This is a genomic window from Pseudomonas sp. CCNWLW23 (assembly GCF_037095675.1).
Taxonomy (GTDB): Bacteria; Pseudomonadota; Gammaproteobacteria; order Pseudomonadales; family Pseudomonadaceae; genus Aquipseudomonas; species Aquipseudomonas atacamensis.
Window position 1 is genome coordinate 121,786 of record NZ_JBAWKM010000007.1, and the last position, 23,093, is coordinate 144,878.

The following is a 23,093-nucleotide window of genomic DNA, read 5'->3' on the forward strand; positions in this document are numbered from 1 at the left end:
CCAGATGACTGGTCGTCTCAGATCCAGGAATGGCGAGCCGGCAAAGTGCCGTTCAGGCGATAGGCGCCGACCGCGTGATATTTCCAGCGCACCGGGTCGTGCAGGGTGTGCACGCGGGCGTTGCGCCAGTGGCGGTCGAGATTGAATTCGGCGAGGGTCGCGCGGCTGCCGGCCAGTTCGAAGAGCTTTTCGCTGGCCAGCAGCGAAATCTCGGTGGTCAGCACTTTTGCTTCGGCCACGGCGATCGAAGCGCGTGCGGCGGATTCGGCAGTCAGCGGCGCGGCGTGGACGTCATCGAGCACTTTGCCGGCCTTGCGCAGCAGCGCTTCGGCGGCGTGCAGTTCGATTTTCAGTTTGCCGATATCGGCAATCACGTAGAGGTCATCGCTGGCGCGCTCGACCTTGGCGTCGGTCCATGGCCGTGCGCGGGTTTTGACGAAGTCGATGGCGTCGTCGATGGCGCCACGGGCGATGCCGGCGTCGATAGCCGCTTGAATCAGCTGCGACACTGCGCCCTGGGTGTTCGGCTTGTCGTTGATCTTCCAGTTGTCGATGACCAGGCTCGACTCGACGCGCACGTTGTTCAGCAGGATCGTGCCGCTGGCGGTGGTGCGCTGACCGAAGCCCGACCAGTCATCGACGATGCGCAACCCCGGCGTGCCGCGCCGGACGAAGGCCAGCACCTGTTTACCGTCATCGTTGAGCGCTTTCACCGCGACCCAATGCGCAAACAGCGCGCCGGTGGAGTAGAACTTCTGGCCGTTGATTACGTAATCGTCGCCGTCGGCGCTGATTCGCGCCTTCAGTTCCAGGGTGTTTTTCGTGCCGCGTTCCGGGCCGGCATTGCCGATGCGCCAGCCTTCCAGAACACTCTGGAACAGCTGCTTTTTCTGCGCTTGGGTGGCGGTGCCGAGCAGCAGATGGATGATGCCGAACTGGTTCTGCGGGATTTGTCCGAGCGCCGGGTCGGCGGCAGAAATGATCGCGAATACTTCGGCCAATGTGACGAAGGAAACCTGCGGGCCACCGTATTCACGCGGGATGGCAATACTGCCCAGACCGCTGCGGGTGAACTGTTCGATTTCCGACCACGGCAGCTTGCGCTGCCGGTCGCGTTTGGCCGCCTGCACTCGGGCGGCTTGCGCCAGATCAAAGGCGGCCTTGATGGCTTGAGCGTCGTTGCGCAGTACTTGCGCGGGCAACAACAGTGGGGCGATGTCCAGATCGGACTGCAGATTCGCATCTGCCAGACTGGACATCAGTGCCGCTCCCTGGCTGCACGCAATGCCCTGGCGATCTGCACTGGGGTGATTGTGTTCCGGACCATACCTACCTCACATCTCATGAAAAACGCCGCGAAGTGCGGCGATTGAAAGAATGTCCGGTGGTCCGGTGCATATACCCTAAGCGTGTATAAAAATTAAATAAACTATCTTTTAGGAATATACATAGAAGGGAGGATGTTCGGCTTGGTTAACGAGTTTTGGGTGAGAGGTGTCTGACCTCCCACCTTGGGCAGGTATCACTTGGTACGCGATTCGGCAGCCTTGAATTCGGGTTTCAACGGGACTTTTACGTACGGATTCACGCAACCGATTTTCAACGTGCGCGGCGGTGCCCAGCGCGAGTTGTTACCGACCCGGTCGAGGATGCAGTAGGTCACGTCCAGCCGCAGGTCTTCGCCCGCTTCGACAATGATCGCCGGTGTCACCCAGACCTGAATCGGCAGCCCGACATCGGCCGAAGTGACTGGCGCCAGATCCATGCGCACATCGCCCCAGCGCAATGTGATGGCGTCGTCTTCTGCCATGTTCAGGTAAGGCTCTATAGTCAGCGGCACGCCGCGTTTGATCTGGCTGGGATTCACGCCTTGACGGCGAATCGCTTCGGGGATGGTCACTGGTGCCAGTTGCTGGTTTTCGTCTTCGCACTGCCCAGTGGGCTGGCCACCGGGGCAATCGAGTTTGACCTGCACCCGGGTCGCCGCCGACAGTGCCGGACCCTGGCCGACCTGCATCACGCGGTAGTGAATGCGCGCGGTGCCATTGGTGATGAAACTCTCCGGCACCCGCAGGCTGACCGACTCACCCACATCGTCTGCGCTGAGGACTTTTGACGCGACATAGCATTTGTTCCAGAACAGTTCGATCAGATCGCCAACGTCCATGTCGCGGTAGGGCGGTACATCGATCAGCAGATGGGCCGCTGTCGCCTGGTTGATGCCGGTTTTTTGTGCGCATGCCAGCGTTGGCGCTGCAAGTTCGGGTGTATGCGAAGTGCGGGTCATCGGTTTCTCTCCTTGAAGTCTTGCAGCGAAATCCGTTTCTGGAAAACAAAAAAGACGCGAATCAACTGGCAATAAAAGCGAGAACTATTTGTTCGGTTTTAGTGCGAGTTGTTTGAACTAATTGGCGCCGGTTGCCGACTAGATAAAAGTCTGCGGAGAGGGGTGTCAATAGAGCGGCTTAGTTAATGCGTGAATTACAAGTTAATCAGAAAGCTCCTACGTCACTTAGGCAATATGCCTAGTGGTACGCGCGAAACCAGCTACAGATAAATGGCTATTGCGCAGGGTTTTGCGCGGGTTTGTTCGCAGGCAAACGTATGAAAATATGACGATTCGGAGGTGCGCGTAACCGTTGCGCAATATATATCTGCGCTCGCTAGTAACAAATGTAGAAAAGATTGAAATGCCGGGTAGAGGTAACTTCCATCCGTGGAAGTGGAGGGGTATTGCTGAGAAAGTTCTCAGGCGTGATTCAGAAACTTGCTGAGAAACTGTTTGGTGCGTTCTTCTTTCGGGTTGGCAAACAGTGCCTTGGCTTCACCCTGTTCAACAATTACGCCCTTGTCGAAAAACACCACGCGATTGGCCACGTCACGGGCAAAACCCATTTCGTGGGTGACAATCACCATGGTGCGATTTTCTTCGGCAAGACCGCGAATGGTTGCCAGCACTTCACCGACCAGTTCCGGGTCGAGCGCTGAAGTCGGTTCGTCGAACAGAATCACTTCCGGCTCCATCGCCAGCGCCCGGGCAATCGCCACGCGCTGTTGCTGGCCACCGGAGAGACGGCGCGGATAGGCGTCCTCTTTGCCGGCAAGCCCCACTTTGGTCAACAGCTTTTTACCCAGAGCAACTGCCTGGTCGCGCGGCATCTTCTTGACCACGATCGGGCCTTCGATGACGTTTTCCAGGGCGGTGCGATGGGGGAACAGGTTGAAGTTCTGGAACACGAAGCCGACGTGCTGGCGCAGGTTGCGCACCAGACTCTGCTGCTGGTTCAGCGGGCGGCTGGTATCGATTTCGATATCGCCGACCTTGATCCGGCCGCTGGTGGGTTCTTCGAGGAAATTCAGGCAACGCAGGAACGTCGTTTTCCCCGAGCCACTGGGGCCGATGATCGCGACGACTTCGCCTTCCTTTACCTCAAGGTCGATGCCGTTGAGCACGACCTGACCCTTGAATTGCTTGGTCAGTTTTTCCACGACAATCATCGCGTCAGGACTCCTGGTCGTGCCGATTGACCCGCTCTTCCAACTTGTTCTGCAAGTGCGAAAGCACCGTGGCCAGAATCCAGTAGATCAGCGCGGCGGCAAGATACATGGTGAAGACTTCGAAAGTCCGGGCGGTAATCAGCTGCGCCTGACGGAACAGCTCCGGCACCTGAATTGTCGCGGCCAGCGCCGTGTCCTTGACCAGCGAAATGAAGCTGTTGCCCAGCGGCGGCAATGCCGTGCGCATCGCTTGCGGCAGGATGGCCCGGCGCAGGGTCTGCGCGCGGGTCATGCCGATACTCGCGGCAGCTTCCCACTGACCGCGTTCGATCGAACCGATCGCGGCACGCAGGATTTCACAGGCATAGGCGGCCATGTTCAGCGAGAAACCGATCAGTGCTGCCGGCAGCGGATCAAGCTCCATGCCCAGTTGCGGCAAGCCGTAATAGATCACGAACAGCTGCACCAGCAACGGCGTACCGCGAAAGAACGACACGTAGATGCGGGCCAGCCAACTGACCGATTTGAAGCGTGACAGACGCATCAGCGCGAGGCCGAAGCCCAGCAGCAGACCGAAGAACATCCCGCCGAGGCTGAGGACTACCGTGTAGTACGCGCCCTTCAACAGAAAGGGCGCGGAATCCAGCGCGAGTTGGAAAGCCTCTTCCATTATTTAGTGACGTCTGCGTTGAAGTATTTCTTCGACAGTTTCTCGAGAGTGCCGTCAGCACGCAGTTCGTCGAGCGCCTTGTTCACCGCAGCCAGCAGTTCAGGCTCGCCTTTGCGCAGGGCGATACCGGATTCCTGACGCGAGAAGGCCTCACCGGCTGCGACGGTTTTCGGGGCTTTCTTGGCGTATTCGAGGGCGGCCAGACGGTCGATCAGGATGGCATCGGTACGACCGTTGTTGAGGTCGGCGAACTTGGTCGGATCATCATCGTAGGTGCGCACGTCAGCACCCGGCACGTTGGCGCGAACCCACTGCTCGTAGTTGGTGCCCAGGCCGACACCGACTTTCTTGCCGGACAGGTCAGCGGCAGTCTTGATGTTCAGCGCCGACTCTTTGCTTTTCAGCACGAGGGCCTGGATGCCGGACACGGTGTACGGTTCGGAGAAGTCATACTTCTTCTTGCGCTCGTCGGAGATGGTCACTTGGTTGACCACCAGATCCAGACGCTTGGATTCCAGTGCGGCGAGGATGCCATCCCATTTGGTCGGCTGGATCTTGGCTTTGACGCCGAGCTTTTGCGCCAGCGCTTCGGACAGCTCGACTTCGAAACCGGACAGCTTGCCGTTTTCGTCAACAAAGCTGAACGGTGGGTAAGTGCCTTCCAGGCCGACGTTGAGCACGCCCTTGTCCTTGATCTGTTGCAACTGCTCACCGGCCACTGCCTGACCGATCAGGCCAGCGCTCAGTGCCAGACCCAGCGAACCGACCAGCAGAGTGCGACGTAGTGCGGAAAAATTCATGACAAGCCCCTGTGTTTTCTTATGGAAGACGCTTAAGGAATGAAGGCAAATTGGTGATTTGAACGACAGCGCTATCCTGCCTTAAAGCAGCTTAAGCGTCTCGCCCGAAATTCGCCTGCGGCGAGACTATAAGATGTCTGTTTTAGACTTGAAAATACTAGATTGTGTTTCTTTTAGGGTTTTTTGGAATATGTGCCCGTTCAGTTGTGGCGAGGGGATTTATCCCCGTTCGGCTGCACTACAGTTGCAAAGTCCTGCGACGTGTACTCACTTGCGAAAGCAAGGGGCCGCTCCGCGACCCAACGGGGATAAATCCCCTCGCCACAGGTAACTGCAATCTGCAGTGATCATCTTGTCAGAAAATCCTTGTAGGCAAACAACGCCGGCGCGCCGCCGGTGTGCAGGAAGATGATCGGGCCGTCATCGAAGCGCTGCCGGCCAATCCCGTCGAGCAGACCGGCCATGGCCTTGCCGGTGTAGACCGGGTCAAGCAACAGACCTTCCTGAGCCGCCAACAGTTTCACCGCCGCCAAAGTACCGGCATTTGGTTCGCCATAACGTGGGCCGAAATATTCGTCCCACAGCTCGACCTTGAAGCCGGCCGGCAACTCGACGCCCAGCAGCTCAGCGGTGCGTTCGGCCAAACCCTGCACCTTCGGGCGCTGATCTTCTTCACTGCGCGAAACGGTCACGCCGATCACCGGCAGTTGCGGCAGCGCCTCACTCAGCGCCAGTCCGAGACCACTGTGAGTACCGGCACTGCCCGAGGCCAAAACCACCGCGGCGAATTCAAGTCCGGTGTCCTTGATCTGCTCGGCCAGCTCCAGCCCGGCGCGCACATAACCCAGAGCACCAAGGGCGTTGGAGCCGCCGATCGGCACCAGATACGGCTTCTTGCCGTTGCTGCGCAGGCGGGCGGCGAGGGCAGTCAGTTGTTCGTCGGCGTTGTCGAGGTTGTCGACCAACTCGACCTTGGTGTCGAACAGATCCAGCAGCAAGCGGTTGCCGTTGCCGGTGTAATTTCCGTCATCGGTGCCCAGCGGATTCTCCAGCAGCGCCACACAACCGAGGCCGAGTTTCGCCGCCAGTGCGGCGGTCTGGCGCACGTGGTTCGATTGCAGCGCACCGGCCGTGATCAGCGTGTCAGCACCTTGCGCGAGCGCGTCAGCGGCGAGGTATTCGAGTTTACGCAGCTTGTTGCCGCCCATCGCCAGCGGCGTCAGGTCATCGCGTTTGATGTACACCTCGCGACCGAGCCAGGTGGACAGGCGTTCGAGTTTTTCCAGCGGCGTGGGGTGGCTCAGCAGTTCGAGACGGGGGAAGCGTTGCAGCTGTTGTTTGATCATGGGTCCGTACTGGCGCAGAAGAATGAAAGGACTATAGGCACGCGTTTTTGCCCGGGCAACCGCCAATCGCTTATAGCCAAATGGACTGAGGCCAGCACTATCGGTTCTTAATTCGTCGGCAAAGGCATGCCGTAAAGTAGGCGCCGATGACGCGGCCAGACAGTCCGGCCGCCCGTGAGGAGTCTTTACCGTGAGCGAGCGTTCCAGCCATTGGCAATTGCAGACCATCGTCAGCCAGCTGCGCAGCGCGCGGGATCAGTGGCGCGCACTGAATGGCCGGGCTTCAGGGGAGCAGGGCGGCCGCGAATTGCCATCGCGAGCGGCGATGGCGGAAATCCTCGAGGCGCTGTGTGGCGCGCTGTTCCCGATGCGTCTGGGGCCGGTCGATCTGCGTGAAGAAAGTGAAGATTTCTACGTCGGCCACACGCTTGATGTAGCGCTGAATGCCTTGCTGGCGCAGACGCGCCTGGAGTTGCGTTACGTTGCCCGCCACAGCGCGCAGGACGACAGTGAAGTCGAAACCCGCGCCATCCAGATCGTGCAGGATTTCGCCTTGGCCTTGCCGGGCCTGCGCACGCTGCTCGACACCGATGTGCTCGCGGCCTATCACGGCGACCCGGCGGCACGCAGCGTTGATGAAGTGCTGCTGTGCTATCCGGGCATTCTTGCGGTGATTCACCATCGCCTCGCGCACCATTTATACCGTGCCGGGCTGCCGCTGCTGGCGCGGATCAGCGCGGAGATCGCCCATTCGGCGACGGGCATCGATATCCACCCGGGCGCGCAGATCGGCCGCAGCTTCTTCATCGATCACGGCACCGGTGTGGTGATTGGCGAAACCGCGATCATTGGTGAGCGAGTGCGCATTTATCAGGCGGTGACCCTGGGGGCCAAGCGCTTCCCGGCAGATGAGGACGGCCAGTTGCAGAAGGGCCATCCGCGTCATCCCATCGTTGAGGATGACGTAGTGATATATGCCGGGGCGACGATTCTCGGACGGATCACCATCGGCAAGGGCTCGACCATTGGCGGCAACGTCTGGCTGACACGTAGCGTGCCGGCGGGGGCGAATCTGACGCAGGCGAATCTGCAGCATGATGACGGGACGCAGAAGTAAGTCTTGAATCTGTGTTGTTGTATCGGGCCTCTTCGCGAGTAGGCCGGATCAAGGTAGTGGCCTTAAGCCAATTCATCAGTGAACGAATCTCTCCAAACCCGCGTCATACCCCTCTTTGGGCGCTGTAGGAAACCTACCGCCCAGCCCTGCGATTAGTCCTTACCACCCCATTCATGTTTAACTTGAACGTTCATTCAAGTTAAACCGGTGGTTCGCTGCCCGCTCACAACAGGAGGCTTGCCTTTGCTGAGTCCGATCATTTCAGCCACGCTTCAAACCTTCGAGGTGCACCTTTCATGAGTGCATCGTCTACCCCCGCCAGCGGTCTGGTACGCATGAATCCGCCGGTGTTCTACTTCGCCGCGACGGTCATTCTGCTGTTTGGTCTTGTCGTCATCGCCATCCCCGAACAGGCCGGCGCCTGGTTGCTGGAAGCGCAAAACTGGGCGGCTAATACGGTCGGCTGGTACTACATGCTCGCGATGACCCTGTATCTGGTCTTCGTGGTGGTCACCGCGTTATCCGGCTACGGCAAGATAAAACTCGGTGCCGACCACGACGAGCCCGAATTCAGTTACCTGTCCTGGGCCGGCATGCTGTTCGCCGCCGGGATCAGCATCACGCTGTTCTTCTTCTGCGTCTCCGAACCGCTGACCCATATGCTCCAGCCACCGCAAGGCGACGCGGGCACGGCGGATGCGGCGCGCCAGGCGATGCAGATCCTGTTCCTGCATTGGGGCCTGCATGGCTGGGGCGTATTTGCCTTCGTCGGCATGGCGCTGGCCTATTTCGCTTATCGGCACAATCTGCCGCTGGCCCTGCGTTCGGCGCTGTATCCGCTGATCGGAAAACGCATCAACGGCCCGATCGGCTATGCGGTGGACGGCTTCGGCATCATCGCCACGGTGTTCGGTCTTGGTGCCGACATGGGCTTCGGCGTGTTGCACCTCAACTCGGGCCTGGATTATCTGTTCGGCATCGCCCACACCCAGTGGATTCAGGTCGGCCTGATCACGCTGATGATGGGCGCGGCGATCATCGTTGCGGTCTCCGGTGTCGATAAAGGCGTGCGGGTGATGTCCGACATCAACATGCTGCTGGCCTGCGGGCTGCTGCTGTTCGTGTTGTTTGCCGGGCCGACACAGCACCTGCTCAACACGCTGATCCAGAACGTCGGCGACTACCTCGGCGCCCTGCCGATGAAGAGTTTCGACCTCTACGCCTACGACAAACCGAGTGACTGGCTGGGTGGCTGGACCGTGTTCTACTGGGCCTGGTGGATTGCATGGTCGCCGTTCGTGGGCCTGTTCATCGCGCGGATCTCCCGTGGCCGCACTATCCGTGAATTCGTCTTCGGCGTGCTGTTGATCCCGCTCGGTTTCACCCTGGCGTGGATGTCGATCTTCGGCAACAGCGCCTTGGACCAGGTGCTCAATCACGGCATGAGTGCGCTGGGCATGTCGGCCATCGACAATCCGTCGATGAGCATTTATCTGCTGCTGGAAACCTACCCATGGAGCAAGCCCGTCATCGCCGTGACGGTGTTCATCAGCTTCGTGTTCTTCGTGACGTCTGCGGACTCTGGCACCGTGGTGCTCTCGACCCTGTCGGCGAAGGGCGGCAACCCGGATGAAGACGGGCCGAAATGGCTGCGGGTGTTCTGGGGCGCGATGACCGCGCTGATCACCAGTGCGCTGCTGTTCTCCGGCAGCATCGATGCGCTGAAGTCGGCGGTGGTGCTGACCTCGTTGCCGTTCTCGTTGATTCTGCTGCTGATGATGTGGGGCCTGCACAAGGCGTTCTATCTGGAATCGCAGAAGCAGATCGCGCAGTTGCATTCGCTGGCGCCGGTCTCCGGTTCGCGGCGTGGCACCGGTGGATGGCGTCAGCGTCTGAGCCAGGCCGTGCACTTCCCGTCCCGCGACGAGGTGTACCGCTTCATGGAAAGCACAGTGCGCCCGGCAATCGAGGAAGTGACCGCCGTGTTCGTCGAAAAAGGTCTGCACGTCGTCACTCAGCCGGATCCGGCGCATGACAACGTCAGCCTGGAAATCGGTCATGGCGAGCAGCATCCGTTCATCTATCAGGTGCAGATGCGCGGCTACTTCACGCCATCGTTCGCGCGCGGCGGCATGGGTTCCAAGCAACTCAACAATCGCCGCTACTACCGCGCCGAAGTGCACTTGAGCGAGGGCAGTCAGGACTACGATCTGGTCGGCTACACCAAAGAACAGATCATCAACGACATCCTCGACCAGTACGAACGGCACATGCAGTTCCTGCATCTGGTGCGTTGATCCAACGGCTGAGCGCCGAGAGTTTTTTACGCCTCGGCGTTCAGCACTATGAACAGCACCACCGCCGCCGCCGGCACACCGAATATCGCACTGCCCATCGCAATCTTGGGCCCCGCCGTTGATCCGTCCATCTGTGATGATCACGAAACGGACTATTATTTATCCAAGTGTGTATGGTGTGTATCGCTGCGCGCTTTGTGCCCTAGAGTTGTAATTCTTGACGTCGGAAAGGGCGAAGGAAACCTTTATGAAATTCCCGGTCGTTCTGCACAAGGATGCCGACTCGGACTACGGCGTGGTCATTCCGGACGTACCGGGGTGTTATTCCGCAGGCGCCACGGTAGCCGAAGCTTTTGAAAACACGCAGGAAGCACTGGCGCTGCATTACGAAGGGCTGGTAGCCGATGGCGCGCCGTTGCCACAGGTGCGCGACATCGATGCCCACCTTGATAACCCGGATTACGCGGGCGGGATCTGGGGCGTGGTCGACTTTGACATCACGCCTTACTTCGGCAAATCAGTGCGCTTCAATGCCACATTGCCCGAGCAGTTGCTGGAACGTATTGACCAGACTGTCCGTCGAGACCGGCGCTACCGTTCCCGGTCCGGATTTCTGGCGGCCGCTGCGCTGCGCGAATTGTCGGTATGACGCAGATTCTGCGGGAACGAGCCTGCTCGCTCCCGCAGTCAGGTGCTTTCCCGCTCGATCACTTGGCATCGCAGCAGATTCAGCCGCTGCACTTCGTCGCTCGGCAATACCCCAAGGCTTTCCAGCACCCGCGTTGCCGCCAGCACGCCAATCTCCAGCGAGTCTGAAGCGCAGGAAAAATGTGAAACGTTTCAGCAATTGGTCGAACCGGAGGTCGGCGCCGCGCTGCTTGGGCGTATGCTGGGCGGGTTGTTCAGAATTGGATATGAAGGCCGGACGTTGCGGCAGAACCTGGAGCTGGTTCGACCTGCAAATCGCTTTGCCTGATTGATGGGGCTTTTGTGGCGAGGGGATTCATCCCCGTTCGGCTGCGAAGCAGTCGTAAAACCAGCGCGCCCGGTACAGCTGATTCACCGAGGTTTCAGGTTTTGGGGCGGCTTCGCCACCCATCGGGGATAAATCCCCTCGCCACATAGTTTGGTTTCACCCTCAATCCGCTGTTAATCAAACAAGAGAGGATTCGATGACTTACACCGCTGCCGAAAACCGCTACGACTCCATTCCTTACCGCCGCGTCGGTCGCAGCGGTCTGGTGCTGCCGGCATTGTCGCTGGGCCTGTGGCACAACTTTGGCGACAGCACGCCGATCGAGACCCAGCGTGCCTTGCTGCGCACCGCGTTCGATCTGGGCATCAACCATTTCGATCTGGCCAACAACTACGGCCCGCCATACGGCAGCGCCGAGATCAATTTCGGTCGCCTGCTGCGCGAAGACTTCAAGCAATATCGCGACGAGTTGATCATCTCCAGCAAGGCCGGTTGGGACATGTGGCCCGGCCCGTACGGCCAGGGCGGCGGTTCGCGCAAATACGTGCTGGCCAGCCTCGACCAGAGCCTGCAACGCTTGGGTCTGGATTATGTGGACATCTTCTATTCGCACCGCTTCGACCCGGACACCCCGCTGGAAGAAACCGCCAGCGCCCTCGCCACCGCTGTGCAGCAGGGCAAGGCTTTGTACATCGGCATCTCGTCCTATTCCGGGGTGAAAACCCGCGAGATGGCCGGGCTGCTGAAAGAGTGGAAAGTGCCGCTGCTGATTCATCAGCCGGCGTACAACCTGCTCAATCGCTGGGTGGAAAAGGATCTGCTCGATACCACCGATGAACTCGGCACGGGCGTCATCGCCTTCACGCCGCTGGCGCAGGGTTTGCTCACCGACAAATATCTCAACGGCGTACCGGCCGATGCGCGGGTCAATCGCCCGGGCGGCGGCTCGTTGCAGGCTTCGCACTTGTCCGAAGCAAACATCGCTCACGTGCGAGCGTTGAACGAGATCGCCCAGCGTCGCGGCCAGAGTCTGGCGCAACTGGCATTGGCGTGGACACTGCGTGATCCACGAGTGACCTCGGCACTGATCGGCGCGAGCCGGCCGGAGCAGATCATCGAGAACGTCGGCGCGCTGAAGAATCTGAATTTCAGCGCTGAAGAGCTGGCGGAGATTGACCGGTTTGCCCAGGAGGGCGGGATCAATCTGTGGGAGAAGCCTTCGACGGCCGAATAAGCCGCTTAGAGGATCGTTCCCACGCTCTGCGTGGGAATGCCGCCCGGGACGCTCCGCGTCCCATCTAAAGCCGAACGCGGAGCGTCCGTTGATGCATTCCCACGCGGAGCGAGGGAACGATCATCAGCGATCACTTGAAGAACGGCACATCCCCCAACACCGTCGCCCGCTGCATCACCCGCCGCGCCGGTCGGTAATCGTCCACCGCGTAATGCTGGGTCACGCGGTTGTCCCAGAAGGCAATATCGTCTTTCTGCCAGCGCCAGCGAATGGTGAATTCCGGTCGCGTCGCATGGGCGAACAGAAACTTCAGAATCGCCTCGCTCTCGGTTTCCGTCAGTTCGTTGATCTTCGAAGTGAACCCTTCATTGACGAACAGCGAGCGCCGCCCACTGACCGGATGGGTGCGAATCATCGGGTGCGACAGCGGCGGATTCTTGCGCCGCGCTTCTTCCCACTGCGCCAGCGCTTCAGGCGTGTTGCCGTAGCGCTCCAGCGGAAACGATCGGGTGAAATCGTGGGTGGCGCTCAGACCTTCGAGCAGGCTTTTCATCGGCGCCGACAACGCTTCATATGCCGCGATCCCGCTGGCCCACAACGTGTCGCCACCGAACTCCGGCAGCAACTTGGCGCTGAGCACTGCGCCCATTGCCGGCGTCGGCAGGAAGGTCACGTCGGTATGCCAGATCGCGTTATCGCGCACGTCGGTGACTGCGGTGTCGAGGATCAGTACTTCCGGTTGTTCCGGCACATTCGGGTAGATCGGGTGAATGTGCAGGTCGCCGAAATAATGCGCGAAACGTGCCTGTTGCGCTGGCTCGATCGGTTGGTTGCGGAAGAACAGCACCTGATATTTGAGCAGCGCCTGTTCGATGGCGTCGCGGTGTTCCAGGCTCAGCGGCTGGCTGATGTCGACGCCACTGATCTGCGCGCCGAGGGCCGAGCTTAATGGGGTGATGCTGAGGGTGCTCATGGTCGTTCTCTTCGAATTCGGAGTGTCATGCTTTTGTGGGAGCGAGCCTGCTCGCGAATGCAGAGTGTCAGGCGACAGTGCAGTGACTGATCTAACGCTTTCGCGAGCAGGCTCGCTCCCACAGGGGAATTTTCACAAAGCGATTTAGTGCGCCTGGCCGTGCCATGGCACCAGTCTGCGCTGCAATGCGCGCAGGCCCATTTCCATGGCGAAGGCGATCAGGGCGATGACCAGAATCCCCAGCACCACCACATCGGTGACCAGGAATTGCGCGGCCGACTGCACCATGAAACCCAGGCCACTGGTGGCCGCGATCAATTCAGCGGCGACCAGGGTCGACCAGCCGACACCCAAACCAATGCGCACCCCAGTGAGAATGTCCGGCAGGGCGCTGGGTAAAATCACATGGCGAATCAGTTGTGCACGAGTCGCACCCAGCGACTGCGCGGCGCGCAATTTCGCCGGGTCAACCGTGCGCACGCCGGTCGCGGTGGCGATGGCAATCGGCGCGAAAATCGCCAGATAGATCAGCAGCACTTTCGACAACTCACCGATGCCGCACCAGATCACGATCAGCGGCAGATACGCCAGCGGCGGGATCGGGCGGTAGAACTCGATCAGCGGATCGAGCACACCACGGGCGATGCGGTTGGCGCCGATGGCAATGCCCACCGGCACGGCGGTCAGGATGGCGAAAAAGAGTCCAAGGCCAATGCGGCTGAGGCTGGCGCCGAGGTGCTGCCACAAAGTCGAATCCATGTATCCGGAAGTCGCCAGCAACCAGCCCTTTTGCAGCACGGCGGAGGGCGGCGGCAGGAACAGCGGTTCGATCAGTCCGGTCGCGGTCACCGTCCACCAGATCGCCAGCAGGCCGAACAGGGTCAGCAGGCTGATCCAGCGAGTGCTGAGGCTGCGGCGCACCGGGATGCTCACCGAAGGTGTTTTCACCGCCGCAGCGGAAACGTCGTAACTGCTCATGCGCGCTCCTGCCGGGGTACGGCGCTGCGTTGCGAGAAGACTTTGCTCAGCACGTGCTCGCGGGTTTCGATAAAACGCGGATCGGATTTGATCGCACGGGCCGACTCGCCAGCGGCATAACGCTGACCAAAATCCAATTGCAGGCGCTCAACGATCTGCCCCGGATTCGGCGCCAGCAGAATCAGGTCCGTGGCGAGGAACACCGCTTCTTCAATGTCGTGGGTAATCAGAAAAACCGGCTTGGCCGTGCGTTGCCAGACTTGCAGCAACAGCTCCTGCATCTGCTCGCGAGTGAATGCATCAAGCGCACCGAACGGCTCGTCCATCAGCAACACGCGCGGGTCGGCGGCGAGGGCGCGGGCGAGGCCGACGCGTTGTTTCTGGCCGCCGGAGAGTTGCCAGATACGACGGCTTTCGAAACCGGAAAGATCAACCAGCGCGAGCATTTCCCGGGCGATTTTTTCGCGTTTGTCCCTAGCGACACCGGCCAGTTCAAGGCCGAAGGCGACGTTGGCCAATACGTCCTGCCAGGGCAGCAAGGCGTCGTCCTGAAACACCACGCCACGTTCGGCGCTCGGGCCTTTGACCGGCACGCCGTCGAGGGTGATGCGCCCAGCACTCGGTTCGACGAAACCGGCAATCAGGTTCAACAGCGAAGTCTTGCCACTGCCGGACGGGCCGAGGGCGACCAGCAATTGCTGCGGCCCCAGGGTCAGAGAAATATCCGCCAGCACCGGCTCGGGGCTGCCCGGGTACTGTGCGCTGATGCGCTCCAGCTGTAGCAAGGCCATCGCTGTTATCTCCCGATCAGTTGGTGATGTATTTGGCGCTGACGTAAGGCGCGTAGTCCGGCAGGACGGCTTCGACCTTGCCTTGCTCCTTGAGGAACGCGGCAGTGTCAGTGATGGCTTTGGTGGTCGGCGCGCCGAGATCACTGACCTGATCCGCCGCCAGCGGGTAGACGTTGCCCTGCAGCAGCAATGGGATGTCGCTGGCTTTGGCGCCAGACAGCTTCACCAGTTTGTCGACGTTGCTCTGGTTGGCCAGCCAGGCCTGCGGATCCTTGCGGTAAGCGGCGTAGGCGTCGAGGGTGACCTTGGCGAACGCAGTGACGATTTCCGGGTGCTTTTCGGCGAAGTCTTTGCGCACGATCCAAGCATCGAAGGTTGGCGCGCCGAACTTGGCCAGCTCGCCGGAGGTGATCAGCACTTTGCCGTTTTCCTTGGCCACGCCCAGTGCCGGATCCCACACGTAAGTGGCGTCGATGTCGCCGCGTTTCCACGCCGCGATGATCGCTGGCGGCGCGAGGTTGAGCACGGTGACTTTCGACGGATCGATGTGCCAGTGCTTGAGCGCGGCGAGCAGGCTGTAGTGCCCGGTGGACACGAACGGCACGGCGATTTTCTTGCCGATCAGATCCTGCGGAGTCTTGATGCCGGAACCGTCGCGCGCGACCAGTGCTTCAGCGGCGCCGATCTGCGTGGCAATCAGGAAGGTTTCTACCGGTACCTTGCGGGTGATCGCGGCGGTCAACGGACTCGAACCGAGGTAGCCGATCTGCACATCGCCGGACGCGATGGCGGCGATGATGTCGGCGCCGTTATCGAACTTGCGCCAGCTGATATCGGCCTTGGTAGCTTTCTCGTAGGCGCCGTCGGCCTGAGCGACCTTGGCCGGGTCGACGGTAGTCTGGTAGGCGACAGTGAGGTCGGCCGCCTGGGCCAGGAAGCTTGCAGCGGCCAGTGAGGCGGCGGCGAGCAGGCGAAGCGGGAAATTCAGTTTCAATTGAGAGCTCCAGATCAGGCGACCGAATGTCGGCATGAGTGGAGACTAAATGATCTAAGAATCGCGAAATAAATAACTTTTTCGAATGAGCTTATGAGCGGAAAAATCTAAGGCAGCAGAGGATGTGAGCCTTTGACTGATCGTTCCCACGCTCTGCGTGGTAACGCCTCAAGGGACGCTCTGCGTCCGAAGTGACGCGGAGCGTCACAGGCTGCATTCCCACGCAGAGCGTGGGAACGATCAAGGCCGGGGCGGCTTTAATTGCTGATGGCGAGAATACTCGCCTGATACGCGCCGACAAACACATCGAAATCGCCGACTTCGTTCTGCTCAAGCTCGGTCTGCTGTGCCAGCGACGCGCGCGCCAGCTCTTCAAACTTCGCTTGCTCGTCTGCCGCCAACGGCTCGCTACGGAAGAACTCGGCGTGGGTCTGGCTCTGGCGCAGGGAGAACTGCGCAAAGCTTTCCTTGTGCTCAGCCATGGCCGCCAGCACCTGCGCCGATGGCGTCAGCGACGGGTCGTTGACCTTGGCCAGTTGCGCATCCAGCGCCTTGCTGTGGGCATCGCCGCCGACGCTCTGATCGAGCATCGCCGCCAGCGGAGCAATCTGTTCCAGCAGTTCAGCGGCCCATTGCTTCATCTCGACCGACTCACCATCACGCTGCAATTGCAGGCCCGGACGGCGACCTTCCTTGACCACGCTGAGGAAGTTCGAGGTGGCGTTGCCGCACGAAGTGTTGGTCAGCAGCGGGCTGTCGGTCAGCGCGCAGTACAGCAGGAAGGCGTCGATGAAGCGCGATTCGGTGAGGTCGATGCCCATTGGCAGGAACGGGTTGATGTCCAGGCAGCGCACTTCGACGTACTGGATGCCGCGCGCCATCAGCGCCTGGATCGGCCGCTCGCCGGTGTAGGTCACGCGTTTCGGGCGGATGTTGGAGTAGTACTCGTTTTCGATCTGCAGGATGTTGGTGTTGAGCTGCACCCACTCACCATCCTTGTGCGTACCGACTTCAACATACGGCGCATACGGCGTGGCCACGGCTTCGCGCAGGCTGTCGGTGTAGCTCGCCAGATCGTTGTAGCACGGTGTCAGGCCGGCCTGGGCGTTGCTCTGATAACCGAGATCGCTCATGCGCAGGCTGGTCGCGTACGGCAGATACAGCGTGTCCGGGTCGAGCTGCTCGAGCTGATGCGAACGCCCGCGCAGGAAGCCGGCGTCCAGCGCCGGCGAGGCACCGAACAGGTACATCAGCAGCCAGCTGTAGCGACGGAAGTTGCGGATCAGCGCGATGTAGGACGCCGACTGGAAATCGCGATCGGTGCCGACGAAACCTTCAGCCTCGCGCAGCAACGGCCAGAGTTGTTCCGGCAGGGAAAAGTTGTAGTGAATCCCGGCAATGCACTGCATGGTCTTGCCGTAACGCAGGGCCAGGCCCTTGCGATAAACGTACTTGAGCTGACCGATGTTGGAGGTGCCGTAATAGGCGATCGGAATATCTTCCTCGGCCGGCAACGGGCACGGCATCGATGGACTCCACAGATACTCGTTGCCGAGTTTGCTGTAGGCAAAACGATGAATCTTGTCCAGGCTTGCCAGCGTGTCGGCAGGATCCGGCAGGGCGGGGGTGATGAATTCCAGCAGCGACTCGGAGTAGTCGGTGGTGATCTGTTCGTTGGTCAGCGCGGAACCCAGGGCTTCGGGGTGCGGCGTTTGCGCCAGGCGACCTTCACTGGTCACGCGCAGGCATTCACGTTCGATACCGTGCAGGCACTGCTTGAGCAGAGAAAGGTTAGCGCGCTCGCCGAGCAGAGCCAGGCGGCGGTTGAGAAGTTCGCTCAATTTGGATTCCTTCACGCGTCAGTCGCCCCAATATGGGGGTGGGCAGGACGGTCTACAAGGGTGAAGTTGAAACTGGCGTTATCGCCTGGTTTGTAGCGGCAGGCCATTTGCCGGTCAGTCAAGAACTGCACAATCCCTGTGGGAGCGAGCCTGCTCGCGAAGAGGGTTTTGCAGTCAATTTCATCGTCGACTGACACACCGTCTTCGCGAGCAGGCTCGCTTCCACAGGATTCATTGCGCCGAAATTAACTCAAAATGATGAGCAACATCTACAGGACAGCGAAGGTGCCTTGCGCTTTTGCGACCAGTTTGTCGCCCTGCACCACCTCGGCTTCGACCACCAGCGTGCGCCGGCCCGGGTGGATCACCCGCGCCGTGCACAGCACCTCGCCATCGGAAACGGCGCGGATGTAGTTGATCTTGCATTCGATGGTCGCACTCTGCTGATCGAAGCCATGGCTGCTGGAACACGCCAGGCCCATAGCAATATCGACCAGACTGAACAGCGCACCGCCGTGCAGTTTGCCGCCGCGGTTGCGCAGTTCGGGCTCAAGCGCCAGGGCGACTTGCGCCACCCCGGTTTCGAGACTGTGCAGGCGACAGCCCAACAGCTTGAAAAACGCGCTCTCGACGAGCCCGGCCGGCATGTCCATCAGCGTTTCTTCAACTGCTTGGCGTTGGCGAACAGCGAGGCCATCGCATTGTTCACCGGCGCGGCGGTGGCGGTTTCCTTGCGCGGCGCGTTGCCCGAAGACTGGCGCGGTGCCGAGCCCGGGCGCGAGCCACGGGCGCCATCGATTTTCTCGCCCGGGGTGTCGCTCATGCGCATCGACAGGCCGACGCGTTTGCGCGGGATATCGACTTCCATGACCTTCACTTTCACCACGTCACCGGCCTTGACTGCTTCGCGTGGGTCCTTGATGAACTTCTCCGACAGCGCCGAAATGTGCACCAGACCGTCCTGGTGCACGCCGATGTCGACGAACGCACCGAACGCGGTCACGTTGGTCACCACGCCTTCGAGGATCATCCCCAGTTGCAGGTCCTTGAGGTCCTCGACGCCTTCCTGGAACTCGGCGGTCTTGAACTCCGGACGTGGGTCGCGACCGGGTTTTTCCAGTTCTTGCAGGATGTCGGTGACGGTCGGCAGACCGAAGGTTTCGTCGGTGAATTTCTTCGGATCCAGACGCTTGAGGAACGCGGCATCGCCGATCAGCGAGCGAATGTCGCGGTCGGTTTCAGCGGCAATGCGCTGCACCAGCGGATAGGCTTCCGGGTGAACCGCCGACGAATCCAGCGGGTTGTCGCCGTTCATCACGCGCAAGAAACCGGCGGCCTGTTCGAAGGTTTTTTCGCCCAGACGCGCGACTTTCTTCAGCGCTGCACGGGTCTTGAACGCGCCGTGTTCGTCACGGTGAGCAACGATGTTCTGCGCCAGCGTCGCATTGAGGCCGGAAATCCGTGCCAGCAAAGCCACGGAGGCGGTGTTCACATCCACGCCCACGGCGTTCACGCAATCCTCGACCACGGCATCCAGACCGCGCGCCAGTTTCAGCTGCGAGACATCGTGCTGGTACTGGCCGACACCGATGGATTTCGGATCGATTTTCACCAGTTCGGCCAGCGGATCCTGCAAGCGACGGGCGATCGACACGGCGCCACGGATCGACACATCGAGGTCCGGGAATTCCTTGGCCGCCAGTTCCGACGCCGAGTACACCGAGGCGCCGGCTTCAGACACCATGACCTTGGTCATTTTCATCGCTGGATATTTTTTGATCAGCTCGATCGCCAGCTTGTCGGTCTCGCGGCTGGCAGTGCCGTTACCGATGGCGATCAGGTCCACCGAGTGTTTGGCGCACAGCGCGGCGAGAATGGCGATGGTTTGATCCCATTTGTTGTGCGGCACGTGCGGGTAAACCGTGGCGTGGTCGAGCAGCTTGCCGGTGGAGTCGACCACGGCCACCTTGCAGCCGGTACGCAGGCCCGGGTCGAGGCCCAGGGTCGCGCGCGGGCCGGCCGGAGCGGCCAGCAGCAGGTCGTGCAGGTTGTGCGCGAACACGTTGATCGCTTCGGTTTCGGCACCGTCGCGCAGCTCGCCAAGCAGGTCGGTTTCCAGGTGGGTGTAGAGCTTGACCTTCCAGGTCCAGCGCACCACTTCACCGAGCCATTTGTCCGCCGGGCGGTTCTGGTTCTGGATGCCGAACTGCTGAGCGACCATGCCTTCGCACGGATGCATCGTGCCGGGCAGCTCATCGCCGACTTTCAGCGCGGAGCTGAGAATGCCTTCGTTGCGGCCACGGAAAATCGCCAGGGCGCGGTGCGAGGGCATGCTTTTCAGCGGCTCGTCGTGTTCGAAATAATCACGGAACTTGGCGCCTTCCTCTTCCTTGCCAGCGATGACGCGGGCACTGAGGATCGCTTCCTGTTTGAGGAAATTGCGCAGCTTTTCCAGCAGGCTGGCGTCTTCGGCGAAGCGCTCCATGAGAATGTATTTGGCGCCTTCCAGCGCAGCCTTGATGTCGGCCACGCCCTTTTCGGCGTCGACGAAGCGCGCGGCTTCGGTTTCCGGCGACAGGTTCGGGTCGTTGAACAAGCCGTCGGCCAGTTCGCCGAGGCCGGCTTCGAGGGCGATCTGGCCCTTGGTGCGGCGCTTCTGCTTGTACGGCAGGTACAAGTCTTCGAGACGGGTCTTGGTGTCGGCGAGCTTGATGTCGCGCTCAAGGGCAGGGGTGAGTTTGCCTTGCTCCTCGATGCTGGCGAGGATGCTGATGCGCCGTTCGTCGAGTTCTCGCAGGTAGCGCAGGCGCTCTTCCAGATGACGCAACTGGGTGTCATCGAGGCTGCCGGTGACTTCTTTCCGGTAACGGGCGATAAAGGGAACGGTAGAACCTTCATCGAGTAGCGCGACGGCCGCTTCGACCTGTTGTGGGCGTACGCCGAGTTCCTCGGCGATGCGGCTGTTGATGCTGTCCATAAAACCACCTGACATAGTATGAAAGCAGGCTCGCAGGCACGCAGATAATGGCCTGGAGGCTGATTGAGCGGCTGGAAAATTGCCGCTGCCTGGATCAAGAAGCTGCCCATTGACCCGTGAAATCGAACAGTTACTGCACAGGGCCGGAAAAAATACCGGCCACTTACGGTAACGATTCAGACGTTGCCTGGCGCAAAACGCCGCGCATTATAACCAGCGTTCTGTCATTCGGGGGCGTTGCAGGCTGTAGGCATAAACCCCGGTTTTCTGGCAGTGAAGGAAAAATCTGCTAACAATGCACACGGTGCGTATAACGACAGCTACGCCATAATGCGCGCCGAGCTAAAAGGAGCATCCAATGAGCAGCACTGCACAAACGGCTGAAGGCGAAAAAATTCTTATCGTTGATGACGATCCGGGGCTGAGCAGCCTGCTGGAGCGTTTCTTCGTCAGCAAGGGCTACCGTGCCCGTACCGTTCCGAACACCGAGCAGATGGACCGTCTGCTGGCGCGTGAAGTGTTCAATCTGGTCGTTCTCGACCTGATGCTGCCGGGCGAAGACGGCCTGACCGCGTGCCGCCGCCTGCGCAGCGCGAACAACCAGATTCCGATCATCATGCTCACCGCCAAGGGCGATGAGCTGAGCCGTATCAAGGGCCTTGAACTGGGCGCCGACGATTACCTGGCCAAGCCGTTCAACCCCGACGAGCTGATGGCGCGGGTCAAAGCGGTATTGCGCCGTCAGGCCGCACCGGTACCGGGCGCACCGGGCAGTGAGGACGAAAACGTCACCTTCGGTGATTACGTGTTGTCGCTGGCGACCCGCGAGCTCAAGCGTGGCGATGAAGTGCACATGCTCACCACCGGTGAGTTCGCGGTACTCAAGGCGCTGGTGATGAACGCGCGTCAGCCGCTGACTCGCGACAAGCTGATGAACCTCGCCCGTGGCCGTGAATGGGATGCGCTGGAGCGTTCCATCGACGTGCAGATCTCGCGTCTGCGCCGGATGATCGAACCCGATCCGTCGAAACCGCGCTACATCCAGACCGTCTGGGGCGTGGGTTACGTGTTCGTACCGGATGGCACCGCCACCAAGTGATCGGTGATTTGTAGGAGCGGGTCTGCAAGGCTCTGGTCGCACGGCCATTGCCACAGACTCGCAATCCGCAATATGCGAGCATTGCTCGCTCCTGCAAGTGTGTAGCGGTTAAAGATGAAAACCCCCGTCTGGTTCCCCCAAAGTTTTTTCTCCCGCACCCTCTGGCTGGTGCTGATCGTCGTGCTGTTTTCCAAGGCGCTGACCCTGGTTTATCTGTTGATGAACGAGGACGTGCTGGTGGACCGCCAATACAGCCATGGTGTCGCTCTGACGCTGCGCGCCTATTGGGCCGCCGACGAAGAAAACCGCGCAAAAATTGCCGATGCCGCGACCCTGATTCGTGTGGTCGGCGCCGGTGTGCCGGAAGGCGAGCAGCACTGGCCGTACAGCGAAATCTATCAGCGGCAGATGCAGGCGGAACTGGGTGCCGACACCGAGGTGCGTTTGCGCATGCACTCGCCACCGGCGCTGTGGGTGAGGGCACCGAGCCTGGGCGATGGCTGGCTGAAAGTGCCGTTGTATCCACATCCGTTGCGCGGCCAGAAAATCTGGAACGTGCTCGGCTGGTTCCTCGCCATCGGCCTGCTATCGACGGCGTCGGCATGGATTTTCGTCAGCCAGCTCAACCAGCCTTTGAAGCGCCTGGTGTATGCCGCGCGGCAACTCGGCCAAGGCCGCAGCGTGCGCCTGCCGATCAGCGACACGCCGAGCGAAATGACCGAGGTTTATCGCGCCTTCAACCAGATGGCCGAGGACGTTGAACAGGCCGGACGCGAGCGCGAGCTGATGCTGGCGGGGGTTTCCCACGACTTGCGCACACCGCTGACGCGCTTGCGCCTGTCGCTGGAATTGATGGGCGATCACACCGATCTCACCGACGACATGGTCCGCGATATCGAAGACATGGACGCGATTCTCGACCAGTTCCTCGCGTTCATCCGCGATGGTCGTGATGAGTCAGTGGAGGAGGTGGACCTCAGCGATCTGGTGCGTGAAGTCGCCGCGCCGTACAACCAGAACGAAGAGAAAGTGCGCCTGCGCCTGGAACCGATCCAGCCGTTTCCGCTGCGTCGAGTGTCGATGAAACGCCTGCTCAACAACCTGATCGGCAACGCCTTGAACCATGCCGGCACGGGAGTTGAGGTCGCGGCTTATGTGTCCGGAGATACCAGCGCGCCGTATGTGGTCCTGAGCGTGATGGACCGTGGCGCGGGGATTGATCCGTCCGAGCTTGAGGCAATCTTCAACCCGTTCACCCGAGGTGATCGGGCTCGCGGTGGCAAAGGCACCGGGCTGGGGCTGGCGATCGTGAAAAGGATTGCGGCGATGCATGGCGGCAACGTCGAATTGCGCAACCGGTCCGGGGGTGGACTGGAGGCGCGGGTGAGATTGCCGCTGGGGTTGATGTTGCCCCGAGATGCGGTTTAGAAGCAGCTGCAAGCTGCAAGCTGCAAGCTACAAGCTGCAAGCAAGAGCGCTTTTCACTTGCCGCTTGAGGCTTG

At 60.5% G+C, this 23,093-nt stretch carries 19 protein-coding genes and 1 pseudogene; 6 read left to right on the forward strand and 14 right to left on the reverse strand.

Features of this window, described 5'->3' with window-relative positions:
- Positions 1–17: 17 nt before the first annotated feature.
- The 6 genes from V8J63_RS11620 to V8J63_RS11645 form a co-directional block, all read right to left on the reverse strand.
- Positions 18–1,259 (reverse strand): SfnB family sulfur acquisition oxidoreductase, encoded by a 1,242-nt coding sequence (locus tag V8J63_RS11620; RefSeq protein WP_336464077.1) that lies wholly within the window; start codon positions 1,257–1,259, stop codon positions 18–20.
- A gap of 263 nt (positions 1,260–1,522) precedes the next feature.
- Positions 1,523–2,287 carry a hypothetical protein gene (locus tag V8J63_RS11625; RefSeq protein WP_336464078.1) on the reverse strand — a complete coding sequence of 255 codons (765 nt, stop codon included), beginning with the start codon at positions 2,285–2,287 and terminating at the stop codon, positions 1,523–1,525.
- A gap of 461 nt (positions 2,288–2,748) precedes the next feature.
- On the reverse strand, positions 2,749–3,498 hold the full coding sequence (gene tcyN, locus V8J63_RS11630; RefSeq protein ID WP_076565047.1) for an L-cystine ABC transporter ATP-binding protein TcyN: 750 nt from the start codon (positions 3,496–3,498) through the stop codon (positions 2,749–2,751).
- A 4-nt stretch (positions 3,499–3,502) separates the two neighbouring features.
- A complete protein-coding gene (tcyL, locus tag V8J63_RS11635; protein WP_016772200.1) occupies positions 3,503–4,168 on the reverse strand; it encodes a cystine ABC transporter permease in 666 nt (221 codons plus the stop codon).
- Positions 4,168–4,968 (reverse strand): cystine ABC transporter substrate-binding protein, encoded by an 801-nt coding sequence (gene tcyJ / locus V8J63_RS11640; protein WP_122508407.1) that lies wholly within the window; start codon positions 4,966–4,968, stop codon positions 4,168–4,170. The genes tcyL and tcyJ overlap by 1 nt, the downstream gene beginning before the upstream one ends.
- Before the next feature lie 347 nt (positions 4,969–5,315).
- On the reverse strand, positions 5,316–6,314 hold the full coding sequence (locus V8J63_RS11645; RefSeq protein WP_336464079.1) for a D-cysteine desulfhydrase: 999 nt from the start codon (positions 6,312–6,314) through the stop codon (positions 5,316–5,318).
- Positions 6,315–6,504: 190 nt separating this feature from the next.
- Here V8J63_RS11645 and epsC point away from each other — a divergent pair, with 190 nt between their 5' ends.
- The 3 genes from epsC (at position 6,505) to V8J63_RS11660 (ending at position 10,377) form a co-directional block, all read left to right on the forward strand.
- A complete protein-coding gene (gene epsC / locus V8J63_RS11650; protein ID WP_016772197.1) occupies positions 6,505–7,431 on the forward strand; it encodes a serine O-acetyltransferase EpsC in 927 nt (308 codons plus the stop codon).
- Between the two features lie 335 nt (positions 7,432–7,766).
- Complete coding sequence (gene betT / locus V8J63_RS11655) at positions 7,767–9,728, forward strand: choline transporter BetT (protein WP_177434893.1); 1,962 nt, start codon at positions 7,767–7,769, stop codon at positions 9,726–9,728.
- A gap of 247 nt (positions 9,729–9,975) precedes the next feature.
- Complete coding sequence (locus V8J63_RS11660; protein WP_130887601.1) at positions 9,976–10,377, forward strand: type II toxin-antitoxin system HicB family antitoxin; 402 nt, start codon at positions 9,976–9,978, stop codon at positions 10,375–10,377.
- A 38-nt stretch (positions 10,378–10,415) separates the two neighbouring features.
- On the opposite strand, the pseudogene V8J63_RS11665 reads toward V8J63_RS11660, so the two are convergent.
- Positions 10,416–10,538 (reverse strand): annotated as a pseudogene (locus V8J63_RS11665) (LacI family transcriptional regulator); the annotation flags it as partial.
- 362 nt (positions 10,539–10,900) lie between these two features.
- On the opposite strand from V8J63_RS11665, the gene mgrA reads away from it, so the two are divergent.
- The gene (gene mgrA / locus V8J63_RS11670; protein WP_130887602.1) at positions 10,901–11,938 is read left to right on the forward strand and encodes an L-glyceraldehyde 3-phosphate reductase; all 1,038 of its coding nucleotides are present in this window, start codon (positions 10,901–10,903) and stop codon (positions 11,936–11,938) included.
- A 130-nt stretch (positions 11,939–12,068) separates the two neighbouring features.
- On the opposite strand, the gene tauD is transcribed toward mgrA, so the two are convergent.
- The 7 genes from tauD to V8J63_RS11705 form a co-directional block, all read right to left on the reverse strand.
- Positions 12,069–12,911, reverse strand: coding sequence for a taurine dioxygenase (gene tauD, locus V8J63_RS11675; RefSeq protein ID WP_130902954.1), 843 nt, complete (start codon positions 12,909–12,911; stop codon positions 12,069–12,071).
- Positions 12,912–13,055: 144 nt separating this feature from the next.
- On the reverse strand, positions 13,056–13,889 hold the full coding sequence (gene tauC / locus V8J63_RS11680) for a taurine ABC transporter permease TauC (RefSeq protein WP_130902953.1): 834 nt from the start codon (positions 13,887–13,889) through the stop codon (positions 13,056–13,058).
- The gene (tauB, locus tag V8J63_RS11685) at positions 13,886–14,680 is read right to left on the reverse strand and encodes a taurine ABC transporter ATP-binding subunit (protein WP_024011178.1); all 795 of its coding nucleotides are present in this window, start codon (positions 14,678–14,680) and stop codon (positions 13,886–13,888) included. The genes tauC and tauB overlap by 4 nt, the downstream gene beginning before the upstream one ends.
- Before the next feature lie 16 nt (positions 14,681–14,696).
- Positions 14,697–15,674 carry a taurine ABC transporter substrate-binding protein gene (tauA, locus tag V8J63_RS11690; protein WP_130887605.1) on the reverse strand — a complete coding sequence of 326 codons (978 nt, stop codon included), beginning with the start codon at positions 15,672–15,674 and terminating at the stop codon, positions 14,697–14,699.
- A 257-nt stretch (positions 15,675–15,931) separates the two neighbouring features.
- The gene (gene gshA, locus V8J63_RS11695; protein ID WP_336464080.1) at positions 15,932–17,515 is read right to left on the reverse strand and encodes a glutamate--cysteine ligase; all 1,584 of its coding nucleotides are present in this window, start codon (positions 17,513–17,515) and stop codon (positions 15,932–15,934) included.
- Positions 17,516–17,784: 269 nt separating this feature from the next.
- Complete coding sequence (locus V8J63_RS11700) at positions 17,785–18,168, reverse strand: PaaI family thioesterase (RefSeq protein ID WP_016772188.1); 384 nt, start codon at positions 18,166–18,168, stop codon at positions 17,785–17,787.
- The gene (locus V8J63_RS11705) at positions 18,168–20,492 is read right to left on the reverse strand and encodes a Tex family protein (RefSeq protein ID WP_336464081.1); all 2,325 of its coding nucleotides are present in this window, start codon (positions 20,490–20,492) and stop codon (positions 18,168–18,170) included. Before V8J63_RS11705 ends, V8J63_RS11700 begins: the two co-directional genes overlap by 1 nt.
- A 358-nt stretch (positions 20,493–20,850) precedes the next feature.
- Between V8J63_RS11705 and ompR the strand changes: the two genes are divergently transcribed.
- On the forward strand, positions 20,851–21,591 hold the full coding sequence (ompR, locus tag V8J63_RS11710; RefSeq protein WP_016772186.1) for an osmolarity response regulator transcription factor OmpR: 741 nt from the start codon (positions 20,851–20,853) through the stop codon (positions 21,589–21,591).
- 114 nt (positions 21,592–21,705) lie between these two features.
- Positions 21,706–23,019: an ATP-binding protein gene (locus V8J63_RS11715; RefSeq protein WP_016770645.1), complete on the forward strand. Its 1,314-nt coding sequence runs from the start codon at positions 21,706–21,708 to the stop codon at positions 23,017–23,019.
- The last annotated feature ends 74 nt before the right edge of the window (positions 23,020–23,093 follow it).